This window comes from Streptomyces sp. NPDC004658 (genome assembly GCF_040609555.1).
Classification (GTDB): Bacteria; Actinomycetota; Actinomycetes; order Streptomycetales; family Streptomycetaceae; genus Streptomyces.
The window spans coordinates 15,475-35,447 of the sequence record NZ_JBEXKG010000029.1 but is presented as its reverse complement, the minus strand read 5'-3'; the positions used below and the strand labels follow the sequence as shown (position 1 = coordinate 35,447).

9 protein-coding genes are annotated in these 19,973 nt (G+C 72.0%); 7 read left to right on the top strand and 2 right to left on the bottom strand.

Annotated features, from left to right (window positions below):
- Positions 1-128: 128 nt before the first annotated feature.
- Entirely contained in the window at positions 129-1,187 is a 1,059-nt protein-coding gene (locus tag ABZV94_RS13465) for a zinc-dependent alcohol dehydrogenase family protein (protein ID WP_356340365.1), read from the top strand.
- 44 nt (positions 1,188-1,231) lie between these two features.
- Here ABZV94_RS13465 and ABZV94_RS13460 read toward each other — a convergent pair whose 3' ends face one another.
- On the bottom strand, positions 1,232-1,951 hold the full coding sequence (locus ABZV94_RS13460) for a hypothetical protein (RefSeq protein ID WP_356340364.1): 720 nt from the start codon (positions 1,949-1,951) through the stop codon (positions 1,232-1,234).
- Between the two features lie 110 nt (positions 1,952-2,061).
- Positions 2,062-2,358 carry a type II toxin-antitoxin system Phd/YefM family antitoxin gene (locus ABZV94_RS13455; RefSeq protein ID WP_356340363.1) on the bottom strand — a complete coding sequence of 99 codons (297 nt, stop codon included), beginning with the start codon at positions 2,356-2,358 and terminating at the stop codon, positions 2,062-2,064.
- Between the two features lie 109 nt (positions 2,359-2,467).
- Between ABZV94_RS13455 and ABZV94_RS13450 the strand changes: the two genes are divergently transcribed.
- The 6 genes from ABZV94_RS13450 to ABZV94_RS13425 all read left to right on the top strand — a co-directional run bounded on the left by ABZV94_RS13450 (position 2,468) and on the right by ABZV94_RS13425 (position 19,930).
- A complete protein-coding gene (locus tag ABZV94_RS13450) occupies positions 2,468-3,259 on the top strand; it encodes an alpha/beta fold hydrolase (protein WP_356340361.1) in 792 nt (263 codons plus the stop codon).
- A gap of 73 nt (positions 3,260-3,332) precedes the next feature.
- Positions 3,333-3,992, top strand: a complete 660-nt coding sequence (locus ABZV94_RS13445) for an ATP-dependent Clp protease proteolytic subunit (RefSeq protein ID WP_356340360.1) — start codon at positions 3,333-3,335, stop codon at positions 3,990-3,992.
- The gene (locus ABZV94_RS13440; RefSeq protein ID WP_356340359.1) at positions 3,989-4,318 is read left to right on the top strand and encodes a hypothetical protein; all 330 of its coding nucleotides are present in this window, start codon (positions 3,989-3,991) and stop codon (positions 4,316-4,318) included. The genes ABZV94_RS13445 and ABZV94_RS13440 overlap by 4 nt, the downstream gene beginning before the upstream one ends.
- Positions 4,319-4,690: 372 nt before the next feature.
- Positions 4,691-11,071 carry an SDR family NAD(P)-dependent oxidoreductase gene (locus ABZV94_RS13435; protein ID WP_356340358.1) on the top strand — a complete coding sequence of 2,127 codons (6,381 nt, stop codon included), beginning with the start codon at positions 4,691-4,693 and terminating at the stop codon, positions 11,069-11,071.
- Positions 11,064-16,757 carry an SDR family NAD(P)-dependent oxidoreductase gene (locus tag ABZV94_RS13430; RefSeq protein ID WP_356340356.1) on the top strand — a complete coding sequence of 1,898 codons (5,694 nt, stop codon included), beginning with the start codon at positions 11,064-11,066 and terminating at the stop codon, positions 16,755-16,757. Before ABZV94_RS13435 ends, ABZV94_RS13430 begins: the two co-directional genes overlap by 8 nt.
- On the top strand, positions 16,754-19,930 hold the full coding sequence (locus tag ABZV94_RS13425) for an amino acid adenylation domain-containing protein (RefSeq protein ID WP_356340355.1): 3,177 nt from the start codon (positions 16,754-16,756) through the stop codon (positions 19,928-19,930). Before ABZV94_RS13430 ends, ABZV94_RS13425 begins: the two co-directional genes overlap by 4 nt.
- The last annotated feature ends 43 nt before the right edge of the window (positions 19,931-19,973 follow it).

Genomic DNA, 19,973 nt, shown 5'->3' with positions numbered 1-19,973 from the left:
GAAGTGCGGGGTGACACCCGGCGATGAGTCAGGCCAGGCGAGCCGTATACAGGGCGGCGACGCCCGCCGGAGGGTGCGTCGCTTCTGCCGAGAGAGTGAGAGACGAAAGGTCGCTCATGCCGCAATCCATGCGCGCGCTCGTGGCCGGAGCGGTCGGCGAACCGAACGGTGTCCTGCGGCTGGAGTCCCGGCCTGTTCCCACGCCGGAAGCGGGCCAGGCGCTGATCCGTGTGAAGGCGACTCCGATTCACGCCAGCGATCTGCACGTGGTGCGTGGTCGCTACGGCTTTTCTCCCGAGTTTCCGGATGTCGGGGGGCACATGGAATGCGTGGGCCGTATCGAGGCCCTGGGTCCGGGTACCGAGGGCCTGAAGATCGGCGAGCGCGTGGTGGTCGCCGCCGTTCCTGCCGTACCCGGCCCTCAGATGGCGGGCACCTGGCAGGAATACCTTGTCGCCGCTACGCACCGGCTTCTGCCGGTCCCCCACCATCTGAGCGACTCCAGCGCCTGCCAACTCGCTGTCAACCCGTTGACCGCGCTGCTCCTGGTGGCGCGCGAACTCGACGTACGGCCGGGGGAATGGTTGGTGCAGACGGCGGCGGGCTCCACCGTCGGCCGGCTCGTCATTCAGCTGGCCGGGCATCTGGGCATTCGAACGATCAATGTGGTGCGGCGGCGCTCGGCCGTTGACGAGATCAAGGCGCTCGGTGGTGACGAGGTCATCTGCACCGAGGACGAGGACCTGTTGCGGCGTGTGACCGAAATCGCCGGACCGGCCGGCGTGCGCAAGGCCATCGACTGTGTCGCCGGCCCCGTCGGCGCCCAGGTGTCCCAGGCACTGGCTCCAGGAGGAGAGGTCGCGGTCTACGGCGCGCTCTCCACCCATCGGCAGACCGACCCGGCGGCGCTGACGATTCCGCTGTCGGCACGCTCGGTCATCTACGAAACCAAAGTGGTCCGCGGCTTCTGGCTGAACCGCTGGTTCGGCACCGCCTCACCCGCGGACGTGCTGGACGCGCTGTCCGAGGTTCGCACGCTCGTCACGGATGGAGTGCTGAGCATCCCCCCGGGCCGGCCGTTCCCACTCGAACGCTTCACTGAAGCCATCTCGTTCGCCGAAACACCCGCTCATGGCGCCAAACCACTCTTCGTCTTCGACGACGACCGGGACGAAGACGAGGAGTAGAGGCGAGACTTCGCTGCCGTACCGCCACCGGCGGCGCGTTGCTGTCAGTCGAAGCGGATGTCGCTGAGGTCGATCGAGACCATGACCTGATCGAGCATGGGATGGCCATCGGCGTCGCGGCGGTATGCCCGGCGCTTCGTGGGCAGCGTGATGCCGTCCGCTTCCACACAGTCGTAGACGTACTGCGCGGCGGCGAATCCGCCTGCCACATCGACGTGATAGTCGTGTCGGCGCAGCAGGCGGTCGGCACCGAAGTAGAAGTCCTGGTGGCTGCTGTGGCTGACGATCTCGGGTGGGAGCGTGGCGCGCAGTCCTCGCCACAGTTCGTCCCCTTCCTGCCACGGCGCGATCTCGGTGACCGTGACGCCGGGCATGGCCAGCAGGAACGGCGTGGTGAGGTAGGTCCACAGGGCGTAACCGTTGAAGTAGGCGCGGTCCAGTGCGTCCCAGGGCGTCTCCAGAGTGTGGCCACGGAAGGACGACCGCGGGTCCTCGCGTTCGGCCACCACCCGCCCGTCGAGCTTGTCGATGCTCACCCGTCCGGGCGTGAAGTCCGTCTTCTGGTCCGGGGCGCCGAAGGGTCTGACCGAGGCGTGTTCCTCGTGGAGGAGAACGGTCATCTCGCGCGGCGCGGGATCCTGCGGCAAGCCTTTCACGGCGAACAGATGACCGCCGCTGACAAGGGTGGCTCGCGCCCGGGTCAGCCGGCGCCAGCGTGTGGTCCCGCCGTGCGCTTCGATCGCCTCGCTGAGCAACTCGTTCATGTAGGTCTCCAGAGGCGCGGCGCCCGACGGAACGCCCGGGATGGATATGCAGCCGCTGAGGGTCCGAGCCGGGAGTCACCGGGTGAGCGCGCCCTGGCGACTCCCGTGTTTCAGCGGCCGTAGGGGCCCCGCGGTGAACCGTACTCCGCGACGAGGCCCAACTGGCCCGGTTCGCTGATGGAGGACGGGACCTCCGAGACGATCGACACCGTGCCGATGACCCGTTCCGACGCGTTCTCCGCCTCCTCGGCGGCGGTCTCCAGCCGCTCCAGATCCGCGGCCGCCACGAGGGCGACGAGCGGCTTGCCGTGACGGGTCAGGACCACCTGTTCGCCGCCGTAGACCACGCGGTTGATCAGTTCCGCGAGCTCCGCTCGGGCTTGCGTCACCGGAATCTCATAAGCCATGCTACTGATTCTACGGCCTGTACATCCTGTACATTTGGATCACGTGCCTGAGCCGCTGCTCGGACTCGTCCGGCCGCGTGCGGTGCTGGACCGATCGACAAGGAGATGTGTGACGTTGGGCGGCAACCTGATCCGCTTGAAGGTGTCCAGTGGGCCGCATGCCCTGGTCTTCATCCATCCGGCGAGCGGCTCGGCCGCGTCGTTCCGCGCCCTCCAGCCGCACCTGAGATCGGACTGCTCCGTCTACGCCTTCCACTCACCGGGCATCAACCCCGACCACCCCCGGTCCATCGAGGGCATCGCGGACGCTTATCTGACGCAGTATCTGGAAGCGGACTCCCGCTCCGTCCCCGTCTTCGTCGGCTGGTCCTTCAGCGGGCCGGTGGCTGTGGAGATGGCGCGCCTCGCCGAGGAGCGGGGTGTCGCCCCGGCCGGTGTCATCCTGCTGGACAGCGGGACGCACGAGGTGTTGGGAGCCCGGACCTTCGATCTCGCGACGGAGGTGGGGGGGCTCTTCGGCATCGACCTGTCCGACGCTCCCGACGTCTCCTCCGTGGAGGCGCTTCTCGACCACGCGGCCGCCCTGATCGCCGTTTCCAGCGAGACGCCGGGGCTCACGGGTCAGGACCTGCGCCCGTTCTGGGACACGTACACCTGGTACCAGGGCATCTTCGACGACGGGTGGCGGGCCAAGCCGTGCGCGGCGCCGCTCCTGGTGATCCGGGCGCGCGACGAGAACGGCTGGAACGCGGCACCGGACTGCCTCGGCTGGTCGGAGGTGGTCGGCCGGCCGGTCTCCGTCGCCTGGGCCGGAGGCACGCACTACACGCTGATGGACAACAGCAGACTGGGTGAGATCGCCCTCCTCATCGAGGAGACCGTCCAGAAGTGGACGGCGTGACAGGGCCCCTCCCCGGCTCGCACCGGCTCGTCGGTCCGACCGTCATCACCTCTCATAACGACAGGACGATATTGTGAATTCTGGCAACTTCCATGACTTTCGTGCGCACACGGACCGGTCCGCGGCGGCGCGCTACGTGGTTCCGCGTTTCGTGGAGCGCACCTCCCAGGGCGTCCGCGAGTACGACCCGTACGCGAAGCTCTTCGAGGAGCGCATCATCTTCCTCGGCGTCCAGATCGACGACGCCTCCGCCAACGACATCATGGCCCAGTTGGTGTGCCTGGAGGGCATGGACCCGGACCGGGACATCTCGATCTACATCAACAGCCCCGGTGGCGACATGACCGCCCTCACGGCGATCTACGACACGATGCAGTTCGTGAAGCCCGACATCCAGACGGTCTGCATGGGCCAGGCGGCCTCCGCCGCGGCCATCCTGCTCGCCGCCGGCACCCCCGGCAAGCGCATGGCGCTGCCGAACTCCCGGGTGCTGATCCACCAGCCGGCCGGCTCCACCGGCCGCGGTCAGCTCTCCGACCTGGAGATCATCGCCAACGAGTTCACCCGGATGCGCGAGCAGCTGGAGAACATGCTGGCCAAGCACTCGAACCAGCCGCTCGAGAAGGTCCGCGAGGACATCGAGCGCGACAAGATCCTCACCGCCCAACAGGCCCTGGAGTACGGGATCGTGGACCAGGTCGTGACGCCGCGCAACAGCCACGTGACCCCGTGATGTTCCCGGAGGAGCCCAGGATCCCGGCTCTCACCGAAGCGGAGAGCCAGGTCATCGACAGTTATCTCGCTGTTCTGAAACGCCTCCACAGCGTCAATCCGACGCAGACGACGGGGACGTACACGGCACTCAGGGCCGCGCAGGCGCTCGTGGGCGAGGCGCGGGCGCTGCGGGACGCGCTGGCCACGATGTTCGAGCGCCGGGAGAGCGAGATCCACGTGCGCACCATGGCGAAAGCCCTGCGCTCCCTCGACGGTGACCGCTTCCTCCCGCGCCTGGGACCCGCCGGCGAGGGGGCACCTCCCGGCGGTCCCGACTCCTTGTAAGCCTCGCGCGCCCCCACCCCCGGCGGCTCCCACGTCGGGCCGCCGGGAGTGGTGTGCCCGCATGCCACTCCGATTCCACGAAGCCGTGCCCCCGCACCCTGTCCGTCTGTGCGTGGTGAATGTTCGGGTTGTGGAAGTTTTGCAAATTTCGCGCCCCGCCGGTTAATCGGCCGGCGCCCATTCGTCATGCCTCCAGGCCTGTTCGAAGAAGATTCTCCTGGCCCGGTTGACTCTTTACCCCCGCCGGGCTAGAAATGAGTTGATCTTCGTCGGTGGTTGCGACAAACTCGTACCCGACTGCGGCAGGCTAATTCACGACCGAGTCGCTCTCATGGGCAGCCTCTGCCCAATTCACGAAACGGGGATGCGGACATGAACACCGCCAGCGACATTGCGCACTGGCTGAGGCGAAAAATCGGTGAACAGCTCGGGGTGACAATCCATGACACTGACATGGAGACCCAATACCGCGACCTGGGCATCGACTCCGCCGCGATGACCGCCCTTACCGCAGAGCTGGCGACGGAACTCGGGAAGTCCCTTTCTCCCACGCTCGCCTGGCACTTCCCCACCATCGCCCGCCTCGCCGAGGCCCTCGCCGGCGGCACGGACGGACCCGGCCCCGCAGCGGCACCGGCGGACCTGACCGACGCCGCACCCTCCGACGAGCCCATTGCCGTCGTGGGACTTGCCTGCCGCTTTCCGGGGGCGCCGAATGCCGAGGCGTACTGGAACCTGCTGCGTTCCGGCGGTGACGCCGTCACCGGCATACCCCCGGAGCGCTGGAACGCCGAAGCGCTGTACGACGCCGACCCCGCCACCGCCGGAAAGATGAGCACAAGGCGTGGCGGTTTTCTGGCCGACGTGGACGCATTCGATCCGCAGTTCTTCGGAATATCCCCGCGCGAAGCCGTCCAGATGGATCCGCAGCAGCGCATCGCCCTCGAACTCGCATGGAGTTCGCTCCAGGACGCCGGAATACCGCCCTCGTCCCTTCGGGCGGGCAGCACAGGCGTATTTCTGGGGACTTTGTGGAGTGATTACGCGCGGCTTTTCGGGCGCAATCTGGAATCGATAGAGCAGCACACCGCCACGGGCCAGGAACCGAGCATCGTGCCGGCTCGCGTGTCCTACACGCTGGGCCTCCAGGGACCCAGCATCGGCGTCAACACCGCCTGCTCGTCGTCCCTCGTCGCCGTACACCTGGCGTGTCAGAGCCTGCGCTCCGGAGAGAGCGCGCTGGCCCTCGCCGGCGGCGTGAACCTGGTGCTCGCGCCGGAGAGCAGCGCCGCGATGTCGAAGCTCGGGGCGATGAGCCCGCGCGGCCGTTCGGCCGCGTTCGACGCGTCCGCCGACGGATACGTCCGCGGCGAGGGCGGCGGGATCGTGGTGCTGAAGCGGCTCTCGGCAGCCCTGGCCGACGGGGACCGCATCCACTGCGTGATCCGGGGCAGCGCGGTCAACAACGACGGCCCCAGCAACGGCCTCACCGCCCCGAACCCCTCCGCGCAGCAAGCCATGCTCCGCACCGCCTACGAGCGTGCCGGTGTCGACGTCCACGACGTCCAGTACATCGAGACACACGGCACCGGAACGCCGCTCGGCGACCCCATCGAGGCACACGCGCTCGGCACGGTGCTGGGCGACGGACGGCCCGCCGAATCGCCCCTGCTCATCGGTTCCGTGAAGACCAACATCGGTCATCTGGAGGCCGCGGCGGGCATCGCGGGGCTCATCAAGGTGGCCTTGTCGATGCGCCACCGGTCCATCCCCGCCACGCTTCACCACACCCGGCCCAACCCCGACATCGCCTTCGACGCGCTGCGTCTCGCCGTGCCGACCGCCCTCACCGCCTGGCCGGGCGACGGCGACAGGATGCTGGCGGGCGTCAGCTCCTTCGGCTTCGGCGGCACCAACGCGCACGTGGTCGTGGAGGGGCCGCCCGCCAGCCCCGTACAGCTGCTGCCGCTCTCCGCCCCCAGCGAGGAGGAGCTGCGGGAGGCCGCGGACGCGCTGCTCGACGAGGTCGACAAGGATCCGTCGGAATCCGTCCCGGCCTGGTGCGCCACCGCCGGCCTGCGCCTGACCGCACACCCGTACCGAGCCGCGGTGACCGTTCGCGACCGGGCCGGCCTGCGCAGAGCGCTGAAGGACATCGCGTCCGGCGCCGGTGCCGGTGCCGCGGTCGAGGGCCCCCGTCTCGCCTTCGTGTTCTCCGGGCAGGGCTCGCAGTGGTGCGGCATGGGCCTCGAACTGCTGCACACCGAACCCGCCTTCCGCGAGACGCTGCTGGAGTGCGACCGCCTCGTCCGCGCCCACGCCGGCATCTCGGTCGTCGAGGAGCTGAGGCGTGACGCCGACGCGTCCCGGCTGGACGCCACCACCGTGATGCAGCCGGCCGTCTTCGCCATCCAGGTCGCCCTCGCGGCGCTGTGGCGCTCCTGGGGCATCGAGCCGGACGCCGTCGTGGGGCACAGCCTCGGCGAAGTGGCGGCCGCGCACGTGGCGGGCGCTCTGCGCCTGGAGGACGCGGTGCGCGTGGTGTGCGAGCGCAGCCGCCTCATGGAGCGCATCGAGGGCCAGGGCGCCGTGGCGGTCGTGGACCTCTCCTTCGCCGAGGTACGCGACCTCCTCGCCGACCACCCCGGCCTCTTCCCCGCCGGGGCGAACAGCACCAGGAGCTCCGTGATCTCGGGAGACGCCAGGGCGCTCGACGAGTTCCTGGCGGAGCTGCACCGGCGCGGTGTCCGCTGCCGCCGGGTGAACATGGGCGTCGCCTCCCACAGCGGTCAGTGCGACCCTCTCCTGCCGGAACTGCGCGAGGCTCTGTCCGGTGTACGGCCGTCGCAGGCCGGTGTCCCGGTCATGTCGTCGGTGACCGCCGACTTCATCGAGGGAGGCCGGCTCGACGCCGCCTACTGGGTGCGCAACCTGCGCGAACCCGTGCTCTTCGCACCGGCGGTCGAGCAGCTCCTCGAGGCGGGTTACGAGCACTTCCTGGAGGTCAGCCCGCACGCCGTGCTCACCGGCTCGGTGGACGTCATCGCCGAGGACCTCGGCAGGCCGGCCCGTTCCCTGGCGTCCCAGCGCCGTGGACAGGACGCGCGTGAAGTCATGCTGAGCACCCTCGGCGCGCTGTACCGCGCGGGCCGCGCCGTGGCCTGGCGCCCCGTCTACCCGGCGGACCTGACGCTCGTCGGCCTTCCGCCGGCGGCGGAGCGGCTCGCCGTACCGGTGGCGGAGGAGCCACTCGTCCGCACCCTCGCACTGAGCGCCCACTCGCTGCCTGCCCTGCGGCAGCTGGCCCGTGAGACCGGAGAGCTGCTGACCGGACCGGCGGCGCGCGTCGACCTCGACGACCTGTGCCACACCGCGGCGCTCGGCCGCGACCACCACGCGCACCGTGCGGCGGTGGTGTTCGCCTCCTCCGGTGAACTCCGCGACCGGCTCCGGGAACTCGCCGCGGGGCGCGCGACCGACGGCCTGGTCATGGGCAGGGCCCGGCGCGCCACCTCCGGACCCGTGTTCCTCTTCTCGGGCCAGGGAGCCCAGGCCGCCCGTATGGGCTGTGAGCTGTTCGCCCGCGAGGCGGTCTTCCGGGACGTCGTCGAGCGGTGCGACCGGTGGCTGGCGGAGACGGCGGGCTGGTCGCTCATCGACGAACTCCGGAAACCCGAGACCTCCTCCAGGATCGACGAGACCGAGATCACCCAGCCCGCGCTGTTCGCCCTCCAGGCGGGCCTCGCCGCACTCCTGCGCTCCTGGGGCATCCACCCGGCCGCCGTCGTCGGACACAGCGCCGGCGAGATCGCGGCCGCCCACTGCGCCGGAGCCCTCACTCTGGAGGACGCGCTCGGCGTCGCGCTCCACCGGGGCCGCATCCTGCAACGGGCCACCGGAACCGGCCGCATGGCGGCGGTGGGCCTCGGAGCGCGCGAGGTGGCGGAACTCCTGGCCGGCCGACCGGGCGAGGTGTCCGTCGCAGCCGTCAACGGCCCCCGTACGACGCTGGTGAGCGGCGACACCGAGGCCCTGCGGGCGCTGCTCGACGACCTCCCGCCCGCCGTCTTCCGGCGGATGCTCCGCGTCGGCTACCCCTCGCACAGCCCCCGGATGCGCGCGTACCAGGAGGAACTCGGCCGTCTGCTGGCGGACATCCGGCCCCGGGCGGGCGATGTCCCGGTGTTCTCGACCATCGACGCCGGCTTCTTCCCGGGCGAGCACTTCGACGCCGCGTACTGGGTCCGGACGATCAGCGAGCCCGTACGGTTCTCGGAGGCCGTTGACGCGCTCGCAGCCGAAGGACACCGCGCCTTCGTGGAGCTCGGACCCCATCCGGTCCTGGTCGCCCCGGCGACCCAGTGCCTGGAGGAGGCGGGCCACGACCCCCTCGTCGTCCCCACGATGCGCCGGGGAAGCGGGGAGTGCCAGGCGCTCCGGGAAACGGCCGCCACCCTCTGGGCCCATGGGCAAGGCGTGGACCGCAAGGCCCTGCGGTCCCGGCCCGGTCGCCTGGTCACCACACCGGAGCACCCCTGGCAACGGGACAGGTACTGGATCGACCCCGCGCCGATCGGTACGGCGGCGGCACCGCACGGAGCCGCACGGGAGCTGCCGGAGCTGCTGGAGCGACTGGCCCACGGCGACGTGGAGCGCGTCACCGACGAGCTCGCTCGGCGGGGCGTGTTGTCGCCGGACGAGATGCGGCTCCTGCCCAGGATCCTCGAGCGCCTGGCGTCGTCGCCGGCGGAGGACGACACCGGCGACTGGCTGCACGAAGTCGTCTGGCACGACAAGCCGCTGTCGGCCCCGGCGAAGGCCGCCGGCCCGGGCAGCTGGGTCGTCCTCACCGACGACCCCGAGGGTGCGTTCGCCGGCTCGGTGGCGCGCGCGCTCCGCTCGGCCGGGCAGGAATGTGCCCTGGCACGGACCCCGGCGGAGCTGCCGCGGGCCCTGAGGGAGGCGACCGCCCCCTGCCGCGGCGTGGTCCACCTCGCCGGTCCCGAGGAGACGTCCGCGCTCCAGGAGGCGTCCGCGCTCGAGGAGGCGCTGGAGCGCTCGCTGCGTCCGGCTCTGGCCACCGTGCGGACGCTCGCTTCCTGGGAGGGACGCTCGGCGCCGCTCCTGTGGCTCGTCACGTCGGGCGCCCAGCCCGCGGGCGAGCAGCCGGGCGAGGGCCGGGCAGCCGACGGGAGAAACGTTTCTCATGGTGCGCTGTGGGGCTTCGGCCGAGTGGTCGCGCTCGAGCACCCCGAGGTGTGGGGCGGACTCGTGGACCTCGACCCGGCGCCGGCCGACCCCGCACGGGCGGCGGACGCGCTGGTGCGGGAACTCCTCGCCGGAGACGGCGAGGATCAGATCGCCTTCCGTGACGGCTCGCGCCGCGTGGCGAGGGTGGCTCGGACGGCGAGCGCGGCACAGGACGAGTCCGGCAGCCGCGCACGGCGGTCCCGGATCCGCCCGGACGGCTCCTACCTGATCACCGGAGGTCTCGGCGGCATCGGCCTCGTGGTCGCCCGCCGACTGGTCGCCGCCGGAGCCCGCCACCTGGTGCTGCTGGGCCGTCGGGCACCGGACGCGGACGCCCGCGCCGCGCTCGCCGAGCTGACCGCGTCCGGCGCGACCGTGGATGTCGTGCAGGCCGACGTCACCCGCGCCGATGACGTGCGGAGCGTCATCGGCACCTTCGGACGGCACCGTCCCGTGCTGCGCGGCGTCTTCCACGCGGCCGGTGTCCTCGACGACGGGACACTTCTCCAGCAGGACTGGGACCGGTACCGGGCGGTGCTGGCCCCCAAGGTGATCGGCGCGCACCACCTGGACCTGTGGACGCGAGACCTGCCGCTCGACTATTTCGTGCTCTTCTCGTCGTTCGTCGCCGTCCTCGGTTCCCCGGGGCAGGGCGGCTACGCGGCGGCGAATGCCGCACTGGACAGCCTGGCCGACCGCCGCGTCGCGCTGGGCCTTCCCGCCACGAGCGTCAACTGGGGGCCGTGGGAAGGCGTCGGCATGACGGACTCGGCCGCCGCGGCTCGGTACCGCTGGAGCGAACGCGGGGCCCGAACGATCACCCGCGCCAAGGGTGCCCGTCTGCTGGACCGGATCCTGGAGCACCCCGCACCCGGGACGGGCGTGTACGCGGTCGACTGGGCGACGTACGCCGACTGGCTGCCCGCCACGGCCAACCGCGGCCTGCTCGCTCTCGTACACGCGCCCTCGGCCGAAACGGCTGCCGGAAGCAGCGCGGGCAGCACAGGAAGCGCCGCATGCGCCGGGAGCGCCGCCGTGGGAGACGAGCACGCCGACGCCGGACACCCGCTGCCGGACCGGCTCGGCTCGCTCGAACCCGCGGACCGGCTGGAACACCTGGTCGCGCACCTGGCCGCCCACGTGGCCGACATCGCGGGCTTTCCCGCGCACCACGCCGTGGACCCCGACACGGGCTTCTTCCAGCTCGGCATGGACTCACTCATGAACCTGAAGCTGGTGAGTCGCCTGCGCGAGGACCTGGGCGACCGGATCACCGTGACCGGGACGCTGCCCTTCGACCACCCGACCTGCGCCTCCCTCGCCGCCCACCTCCTCGACGAGCTGGGACTCACCCCCAAGGACGAGACGGAGCCGGACGCGGAGGACGCCGGCGTCGAGGAGCTGCTGGCCGAAGTGGAGCGCCTCTCCGCTGACGAGGCGGCCCGCTACCTGGACGAACTCACCTTGGGAAACGAGCCCGGAAGGGACCAGACGCATGAGTAGCATCACCGAGCGCATCGCGGCGCTCCCGGCGTCCCAGCGGGCCCTGCTGGAGGAACGCCTCCGGCGGCAGCGGAACGCCGCGGAACCCACCTCCGCCCCCGAGCCGGCCGACCGCACGCCCCTCGTTCCCGAACCGATCGCCGTCGTGGGCATGGGGTGCCGCTTCCCCGGCGGGGCGCGCGACCCGGAGTCCTTCTGGAAGCTGCTGAAGTCCGGGACGGACGCCACCTCGACCGTCCCCGCAGGGCGCTGGGACGCCGACGCCCTGCACGACCCGGAAGGAGCCCGGCCCGGCACCGTACGGTCGAAGCGCGGCGGCTTCCTCGACGCGATCGACACCTTCGACGCCGAGTTCTTCGGCATCCCGCCGCGCGAGGCGGAAACCCTCGACCCCCAGCACCGGCTGCTGCTGGAGGTCACCTGGGAGGCCCTCGAGAACATGGGGCAGCCGCCCACGGCGCTCCGGAACACCGCGACAGGAGTCTTCGTCGGCATCGGCATCGACGACTACAAGCTTCTGCAGACCGCCGACCTGTCACGCATCGACGGGCACATGGGCACGGGCAACCTCTTCTGCGCGGCCGCCGGACGTCTGTCGTACCTGCTCGGTGTGCGCGGCCCGTCCCTCGCCATCGACACCGGCTGCTCGTCCTCGCTGGTGACGGTCCATCTGGCGATGCAGAGCCTGCGGTCGGGCGAGTGCGACCTGGCCCTCGCCGGTGGCGTCCACCTCATGATCGCGCCGGAGATGAACGTCTATCTCTCCCAGGCCGGCGTCCTGTCGCCGGAGGGCCGCAGCCGCGCGTTCGACGCGTCGGCCGACGGATACTCCCGGGGGGAGGGCGCCGGGATGGTCGTCCTCAAGCGGCTGTCGGACGCCCGGGCAGCGGGGGACACGGTGCTGGCCGTGCTCCGCGGCTCCGCCGTCAACCACGGGGGCCGCGGCAGCGGCCTCACCGTCCCCAACGGCAGCGCCCAGCAGGAGCTGGTCGAGACCGCCCTGAAGGCGGCCGCCGTGGAGCCCGCGGAGGTCGACTACGTCGAGACCCACGGCACCGGCACCCCGATCGGTGATCCCATCGAAGCCAACGCCCTCGGTGCCGTCCTCAGGCGTGGCCGGACCCCCGACCGCCCTCTCCTCATGGGCACGGTCAAGACGAACATCGGCCACCTGGAGGCGGCGGCGGGCATAGCGGGCCTCATGAAGGTCGTCCTCTCGCTGCGTCACGAGGAGATACCGGCCCACCTCCACCTGCGGGACCGCAACGACCGCATCGCCTGGGACGACCTGCTGCTGGACGTGGTCACCGAAGCACGGCCGTGGCCCCGTACCGGCCGCCCCCGCAGGGCGGGAGTGAGCTCCTTCGGGATCGGCGGCACCAACGCCCATGTGATCGTGGAAGAGGCTCCGCCCGCCCCGGCGCCGCCTTCCGCGGCCGGTGCCCGGGAACGGTCGCACCACCCCGTGGCACTGTCCGCCCGCGACGGGGCCGCTCTGCACCGCTTGGTCGAGCGTTACCGCGACCACTTGGAACGGCACCCGGACCTGCCGTGCGCGGACGTGGCGTATGCGGCCAACACCGGACGCGCTCATTTCGCCCCGCCGCACCGCGCCCTCTTCGTCGCGTCGGACACCGAGGACCTCAGGGCCCAGCTGTCGTCGTGGCAGGCGCAGGCGGCGAGCACGCCGGGCGCGAGCCCTGACCAACCGGGCGCCGCCGGCCGCGACTTCCGCACCGCGTTCCTCTTCACCGGGCAGGCGTCGCAGTACTTCGGCATGGGCGCGGGGCTGTACGACAGCCAGCCGGTCTTCCGCGAAGCCCTCGACACCTGCGCCGAACTGCTGCGCGACCGCTTCGGGTGGTCCCTGACCGATGTGCTGTACGCGCCGGACGGTGACCGGTCGCTGATCGACCGCACGCGGTACGCGCAGCCTGCTCTCTTCTCCGTCGCCTACGCCCTGGTGTCCCTGTGGAAGGCGTGGGGCATCACCCCGTCCGTCGTTCTCGGGCACAGTGTCGGCGAGTTCGCGGCCGCCTGCGCCGCCGGAGTCCTGCGGGTCGAGGACGCGCTGACGCTGGTCGCCGAACGCGGCCGGCTCATGGCCGAACTGCCGGGGCACGGGGCGATGGCCGTCGTCATGGCGGACGAGCCGACGGTGGCCGGGATGCTCGCGCCCTACGCGGGACGGCTGAGTGTCGCGGCCGTCAACGGTCCGCTCCAGACGGTGGTCTCGGGCCCCGTCGACGACGTGGACGCCCTCCTCGGGGCGCTGCGCGCCCGGGAGGTGACCGCTCGTCGGCTCACCGCCTCGCACGCCTTCCACTCCGCGCTCATGGAGCCCATGCTGGAGCCGTTCGGCGCCCTGGCCGCGGGCGTGCCCCACAGGCAGGGCGGAACCCCGCTCATCTCCACCGTCACGGGCGGGCGGGTCGACGGCGCCGACATGGCCGGGAACGACTACTGGCGGCGCAACGCCCGCGACACGGTCCGGTTCCTTCCCGCCGTCCGGGCGCTGCTGGAGCGGCGGTTCGACGCGGCCCTGGAGATCGGTCCCGAACCCGTCCTGACCCGTCTGGTCACCCGGCAGGGCCTGGACCCCCGCGCGGACCGGCTCTGGCTGCCGTCCCTGTCCCGCCACACCGACGACTGGCAGCAGATCCTCCAGACCCTCGGGAGCCTGTACGAGGCCGGCGCCGACGTCGACTGGCACGCCGTCGACGCCGGGTTCCACCGGAACAGGGTGCCGCTGCCGACCTATCCGTTCGCCCGGACGCGTTACTGGAGGGACACGCGCGACTCGGGGAGCAGGGGAGCCGCACGAACCGCCGGCGTGGGGCGTCCGGCCGCTTCCGACTCTTCGGCCGGTACGCCGGTCTTCCCGGGTACGCGGCTGAACTCGCCCGCGCTGCGCGACACGGTGTTCCACAACCGGTTCACCGCCGGCTCCCCGGCCTTCCTCGCCGACCACGTGCTCTTCGGCGAGGTGGTCGTCCCGGCGGCGTCCCACCTGGCCATGACCGTCGCCGCCGTGGTGCGGGGCGGCCCTAAGGGCGCGGGCGTCCTGCTGGAAGGGGTCTCCTTCCCGCACGCCATGACCGCCGACGACGCCGGCCGGGACGTACAGCTGATCATCGAGGGCGACGACGGGCCGGACGCCCGGGCCTTCAGCGTGGTCAGCGCCCCCGCCGGGGAAACGGGCGGGCAGAGCTGGACCACGCACGCCAGCGGCACGGCGCGCGTGTCCTCGGGACCCGGCACGGCGGACCGCGCGCGGGCACTCGGTGAGCTGTTCGGCGAGCGGGGCCGACGCCTCGACGGCACCGACTTCTACGCCGCGATGCGCGCGAGCGGCGCCGAGCTGGGGCCCGGCTTCCGGTACATCGACGAGGTGAGGTGCCGTCCCGGAGAGGTCCTGATCCGGATGCTCCCGCCCGAGCGGCACGACCCGGACGGTGACTTCCTCCTGCCTCCGGGGCTGGTCGACTCCTGCGTCCAGGCCGTGGTGGCTCTGGTGTGGGCCGCTCGGCCGGACGAGGAGCTGGGCGTGCGGGTGCCCATCCGCCTGGACGGTCTGAGGTATCGGCAGGCACCGCCGCACGCGCCCCTGTGGTGCCACGTGCGGGAGCGGGCGGACCAGAGCCCCGGCGGCGACACGGTGGTGGCGGACCTGCTGCTGGCCGACGAGGACGGCAACGTCCTTCTGGAGATGGAGGGTATGTGGCTGCGCCGGGTGTCGGCGGAGACACTGCTGCGTCGGGACGCCGCCATCGTCCGGCAGCCCGCGTGGGAGGCCGCGGAGGCCCCCGACGTCTCCCCGGCCGGTACGCCGCCCGCGGACTGGCTGGTGCTGGGCGAGCGCCGGGGCGTCGGAGCCGCGCTGGCCGCACGACTGCGCGCCCACGCGCGGCGGGTCACCCTCGTCGAGGCCGGCGCCCGCGAGGACGCGGACATCGCCGCGCTCGTACGCGAGGGGGAACAGGCGGCCGGGGAGCGGCCGTTGAACGTCGCCTTCCTGTGGGGGCTGGACGAGCCGGGGGAACTGGGCCACGAGCTCACGGCCGACCACGTCGACGACGCCCAGGCCCGGGGATCCGCCGCGCTGCTGTCCGTCCTGCGGGAGCTGGGCAGCACCGGGCGCGAGGCGCGGGTCCTCGTGGCGACCCGCGGCGCGCAGTCACCGTCCGTGCACCCGGCCGGCGTCGTCCACGCTCCGCTGTGGGGCTTGGCGGCCATCGCGAACGCCGAGAACCCCGACGTACGCTGCGTGCTCGTCGACCTGGACCCGCACGGGGAAGCGACGGCCGAGCGCGAGGCCGAGGCGCTCCTCGCGGAGGCGCTGCGGTCTGTCCCCGACGACCGTGTCGCCTGGCGGGACGGGCGGCGCCACATCGCCGTGACGACGGACGTACCGCCCGCGTCGTACGACAGCGCCGGCGTACCGGAGCCGGTCCGGGCGGACGGTACGTACCTGGTGACCGGCGGGCTCGGGGCGCTGGGCCTGCACACGGCGGACTGGCTCGTCCGGCGCGGGGCCCGGCACCTCGTCCTGGTCGGGCGCCGGGCACCCTCCGAGGGCGCGCGGTCCGCCATCGGCCGGTGGCGGCGGGCGGGAGCCCAGGTGCTGGTCCGCCAGGCCGATGTCGCCGATTTCGACGCGGTCGAGAGGATCCTCGCCGAGCTGGAGGGCTCCATGCCGCCGCTGCGCGGGGTGGTTCACGCGGCTGGGGTGCTGGACGACGGGAGCCTCCAGCGGCAGACCGCGGACCGCCTGCGCGCCGTGATGGCTCCGAAGGCGCGCGGCGCGTGGAACCTGCACCTGCTGACCCGCGACACCAAGCTGGACTTCTTCGTCCTCTACTCCTCCGTGGCCGCGCTCATGGGCTCACGCGGCCAGAGCGGGTACGCCGCCGCCAACGCCTTCCTCGACGCTCTCGCCCACCACCGGCGGTCCCTCGGACTGCCCGGCACGAGCGTGGCGTGGGGGCCGTGGAGCGGCGCCGGCATGGTGGCGACCCTCGACGAGCCCGCCGGCCGGCGAGTGCGGGAGAGCGGCTTCGGCATGCTCCGACCGGGACCCGCGATGCGGGCCCTGGAGGACCTGCTGCGGTCGGGGATCCCGCACGCGTACGTCCATGCCGGCGACGCGACCGGTGAGCGCCCTGATGAGCGGCCCGCGGCCGCGCGGCCGGCCGGGACGGGTGCCGCGGCCGGGCAGACCGTCTACGACCGCCCCGCCACGCTCGGGCCCGCGCTCCCGCCGCGGAACGCGACCGAGGCGGAGCTGGTGGCGATCTGGGAATCACTGCTCGGCATCCACCCCATCGGCGTCGAGGACGACTATTTCCGGCTCGGCGGCGACTCCATCACCAGCCTGCGGATCATCAGCAAGGCCAAGCAGGCCGGGATCCGTCTCAGCGAGGCCGACTTCTTCGCCCACCCGACGGTGGCCGGGCTGGCGAGGCTCGCGGCCGCTTCGGCGAGTACCGCTTCGGCACAGGCCGGGGCACCTGAGGGCACCGGCGTCCCGCAGAGCCATCTGGCCGAGGACGACCTGCGGCGGCTGCTGTCCCGTATCGGTGCCACCGGGGCCGGCGACGGCGGCGGGGATGCCGGCCGCGGTGATGACAGCACCGGCGACGACAGCCCCAGAGACCACAGCGACACAGAAAGGCGAAGCCGGTGACGGCGAGCATCGAGGGCGTACACCCCCTCTCCCCCTTGCAGCAGGGCCTCCTGTACCACACCGTCCGCGACCCGGGGACGTCCTTCTACGTCGACCAGATCATCCAGACACTCGACGGCGACCTGGACACCGACGCCCTGGAACGGGCCTGGCAGCGGGCGGTCGACCGGCACACCATCCTGCGGTCCTCGTACCACTGGGAGGAGATCGCCGAGCCCGCGCAGGTCGTCCACGCCCGTGGTACGGCGCGTATCGAGCGGCACGACTGGCGGGACACAGGGCAGGCCCGTGGCGTCGAGGAGCGCCTGGAGGAGTTCCTGCGCCGTGACCGGCGCCAGGGGTTCAGCCTGGACCGGGCGCCCCTCTTCCGGCTGCACCTGATCCGAGTCGCCGACCGGCGGCACGTGTTCGTCTTCCGCTACCACCACATCCTGCTGGACGCCTGGTCGGCTCTGATGCTGCTGGAGGAAGTGCTCTCCGCGTACGACCACTTGGTGCGGGACCTGCCCCTGGCCTCCCCGGCCGTACGGCCGTACCACGACTACGTCGCCTGGGTACGCGGTCAGGACATGAGCCGGGCGGAGGAGTTCTGGCGCGGGGAGCTGGCCGGGTTCCGGCCCGCCCCGCTCCCGGTGGCCGAGCCCGTGGCCGGGCCCGCCCGGGAGGACACCGGCCGGGAGAATCCCGAGCTGTCGCTGGTGCTCGCACGGGAGACGGGCGACGCCCTGCGACGGCTCGCCCGCGAGCACCGGCTGACTCTCAGCACCGTGCTCCAGACCGCCTGGGGCCTGCTGCTGAGCCGGTACACCGCCCAGCAGGACGCGGTGTTCGGGATGACCATGACGCACCGGCCGGCCGAGCTGGACGGAATCGAGGACACCCTCGGTCTGTTCATCAACACGCTGCCGTTGCGGACACGAGTCGCTCCGCACCGTCCGTTCGCCGAGTCATGCGCGCGGGTCCAGGCGGCGCAGGCGAGGGTGAAGGGCTTCCTGGCCAGCCCGCTGGCGGACGTCCAGCAGTGGAGCGACGCCGCACCGGGCGAGCCGCTGTTCGAGAGCATCATGACGATCCTGAACGTCCCCCGGATCACCAGCCTGGGCAGCCGCACCGGCGAACTGGAGGTCCGGCGCGGCGAGTACCGGTACCACACCAACTACCCGTTGGCCGTCCTCGTCATCCCCGACGAGGAGATCACCCTGCGCATCGGGTACGACCCGGCCCGCTTCGAGGCAGCCGTCGTCGAGCGCATGCTGGGACACTTCGCCACCATCCTGGAGACGGTCGCCGCCGATCTCACCATCCCGGCCGGCCGGATTCCCCTGCTGACCGCCGGGGAGCGGGAGCTCATCGAGCAGTGGGGCGACGGCGGGCCTGTCGAGCCGCGGCCCGGCCTGTGCGCCCACCACCTGATCGAGCGGCAGGCGCGGCGGTCACCGGACGCGCCGGCGGTCGCCTTCGGGGAAGAGGTCCTGACCTACCGGCAGCTCGACGAGAGGGCCAACCAGCTGGCGCGTCTGCTGCGCGAACACGGCATCGGGCCGGAAACCCGGGTCGGGCTCTGCCTGGACCGCTCGGTCGGCCTCGTGGTGGCGTTGCTCGCCGTCCTGAAGGCGGGCGGCGCATTCGTACCGCTCGACCCCGCCTACCCGGCGGAACGCCTCGACTTCATGAGCCGGGACGCGGAGCTCTCCCTCCTGCTGACCAGCAGTACGGCACGAGGGCACCTTCCCGCGACGCTCGGTGTGCCCGCCGTCCTGCTGGACGAGCAGGCCGAGGAGATCGAGCGGTACGGCACGGAACCGCTCTCCGCCGGCATCAGGCCCGGCAACCTCGCGTACGTCCTCTACACCTCGGGATCGACCGGGCGGCCCAAGGGCGCCCTCATCCCTCACGAGGGGTTGGTGAACAGCTGCCTCGCACAGCACGACGCGTTCGGCGTCACGCCCGAGGACCGGGTACTGCAGTGGGCCTCCCCGAGTTTCGACGCGTCGGTGTTCGAAATTTTCCTCGCCCTGGGGACGGGAGCGGTCCTCCTGCTGGCCTCCCGGGAGGACGTCATACCGGGCCCGGGCCTCGTCGACCTGCTGGAGCGTGAGCGCGTCACCTGCCTGGTCATGCCCCCTTCCGCGCTCGCCGCCCTCCCGCTGGAGGCACCCGAGCGGTTGCCCCTGCTGCGCACCATCGTGCTCGGCGGCGAATCGATCTCCCCGGCCCTGCTGAGCCGGTGGTGTCCGGGGCGACGGGTCTTCAACGTGTACGGACACACGGAGACGAGCATCTGGGCCACGGTGGAGGAGTGCTCGGCCGACGGGCGTCCGCCGTCGGTCGGCCGGCCGATCCCCGGCATCCGGCTCCACCTGCTGGACAGCGCCGGCCAGCCCGTTCCCGTCGGCGTCCCCGGTGAGCTGTGCCTGGGTGGCGTCGGTGTCGGCCGCGGCTTCCTCAACCGCCCCGGCCTCACCGCCGAGCGCTTCCAGCCCGATCCCTTCTCCGGTGTCCCCGGGGCCCGCCTCTACCGGAGCGGGGACCTGCTGTGCCGGCGTCCCGACGGGCGTCTCGACTTCGTCGGCAGGGCCGACGGGCAGGCCAAGATCCGGGGCCTGCGCATCGAGACGGGAGAGGTGGAGAGCGCCCTGCTGGAGCACTCGGCCGTGAAGGACGCCGCCGTCCTGGTGCGCGACAGCGCCACCGGCGGGGACGGAGGAACGGGAGCGGACCAGCGGCTCATCGCGTACCTCGTCCTGCGGCCGGGAGAGGCACCGGTGGAGGACGAGTGGCGCCTCTTCCTGCGCCGGACCCTGCCGGACTACATGGTGCCCAACTCCTTCGTCGTCCTGGACTCCCTGCCCCTGACCGCCAACGGCAAGCTGGACCACGCGGCCCTGCCGGCGCCCGAGCGCCGGGTGCCGGACAACCGGCGGGCGGAGCCCCTCACCCCGCTGGAGAGGCGGGTGGCCGAACTCTGGGCGCAGGTACTCGGCCTGGACGGTGTCGGCGCGCACGAGGACTTCTTCGCTCTGGGCGGCAACTCCATCAAGGCCACCCGTATCGCCTCCCGCGTACGCCAGGAATGGCAGGTCGACTTCTCCGTGCGCGCGGTACTGGAGGGCGGAACCGTCGCTGCCTGTGCGGCCGCGATCGAGCAGGCGCGGGAACCGGCGCGGCCCTGAGCCTTGGCCGGCCGTCGCCCCGCACCCCCACGCCTCACCGAAG

Excerpts from the sequence above, each read along its gene's own strand:
- ABZV94_RS13435 (WP_356340358.1), top strand. The coding sequence starts at position 4,691 with ATGAACACCGCCAGCGACATTGCGCACTGGCTGAGGCGAAAAATCGGT.
- ABZV94_RS13455 (WP_356340363.1), bottom strand. The coding sequence starts at position 2,358 with ATGGCTTATGAGATTCCGGTGACGCAAGCCCGAGCGGAGCTCGCGGAA.
- ABZV94_RS13465 (WP_356340365.1), top strand. The coding sequence starts at position 129 with ATGCGCGCGCTCGTGGCCGGAGCGGTCGGCGAACCGAACGGTGTCCTG.
- ABZV94_RS13430 (WP_356340356.1), top strand. The coding sequence starts at position 11,064 with ATGAGTAGCATCACCGAGCGCATCGCGGCGCTCCCGGCGTCCCAGCGG.
- ABZV94_RS13460 (WP_356340364.1), bottom strand. The coding sequence starts at position 1,951 with ATGAACGAGTTGCTCAGCGAGGCGATCGAAGCGCACGGCGGGACCACA.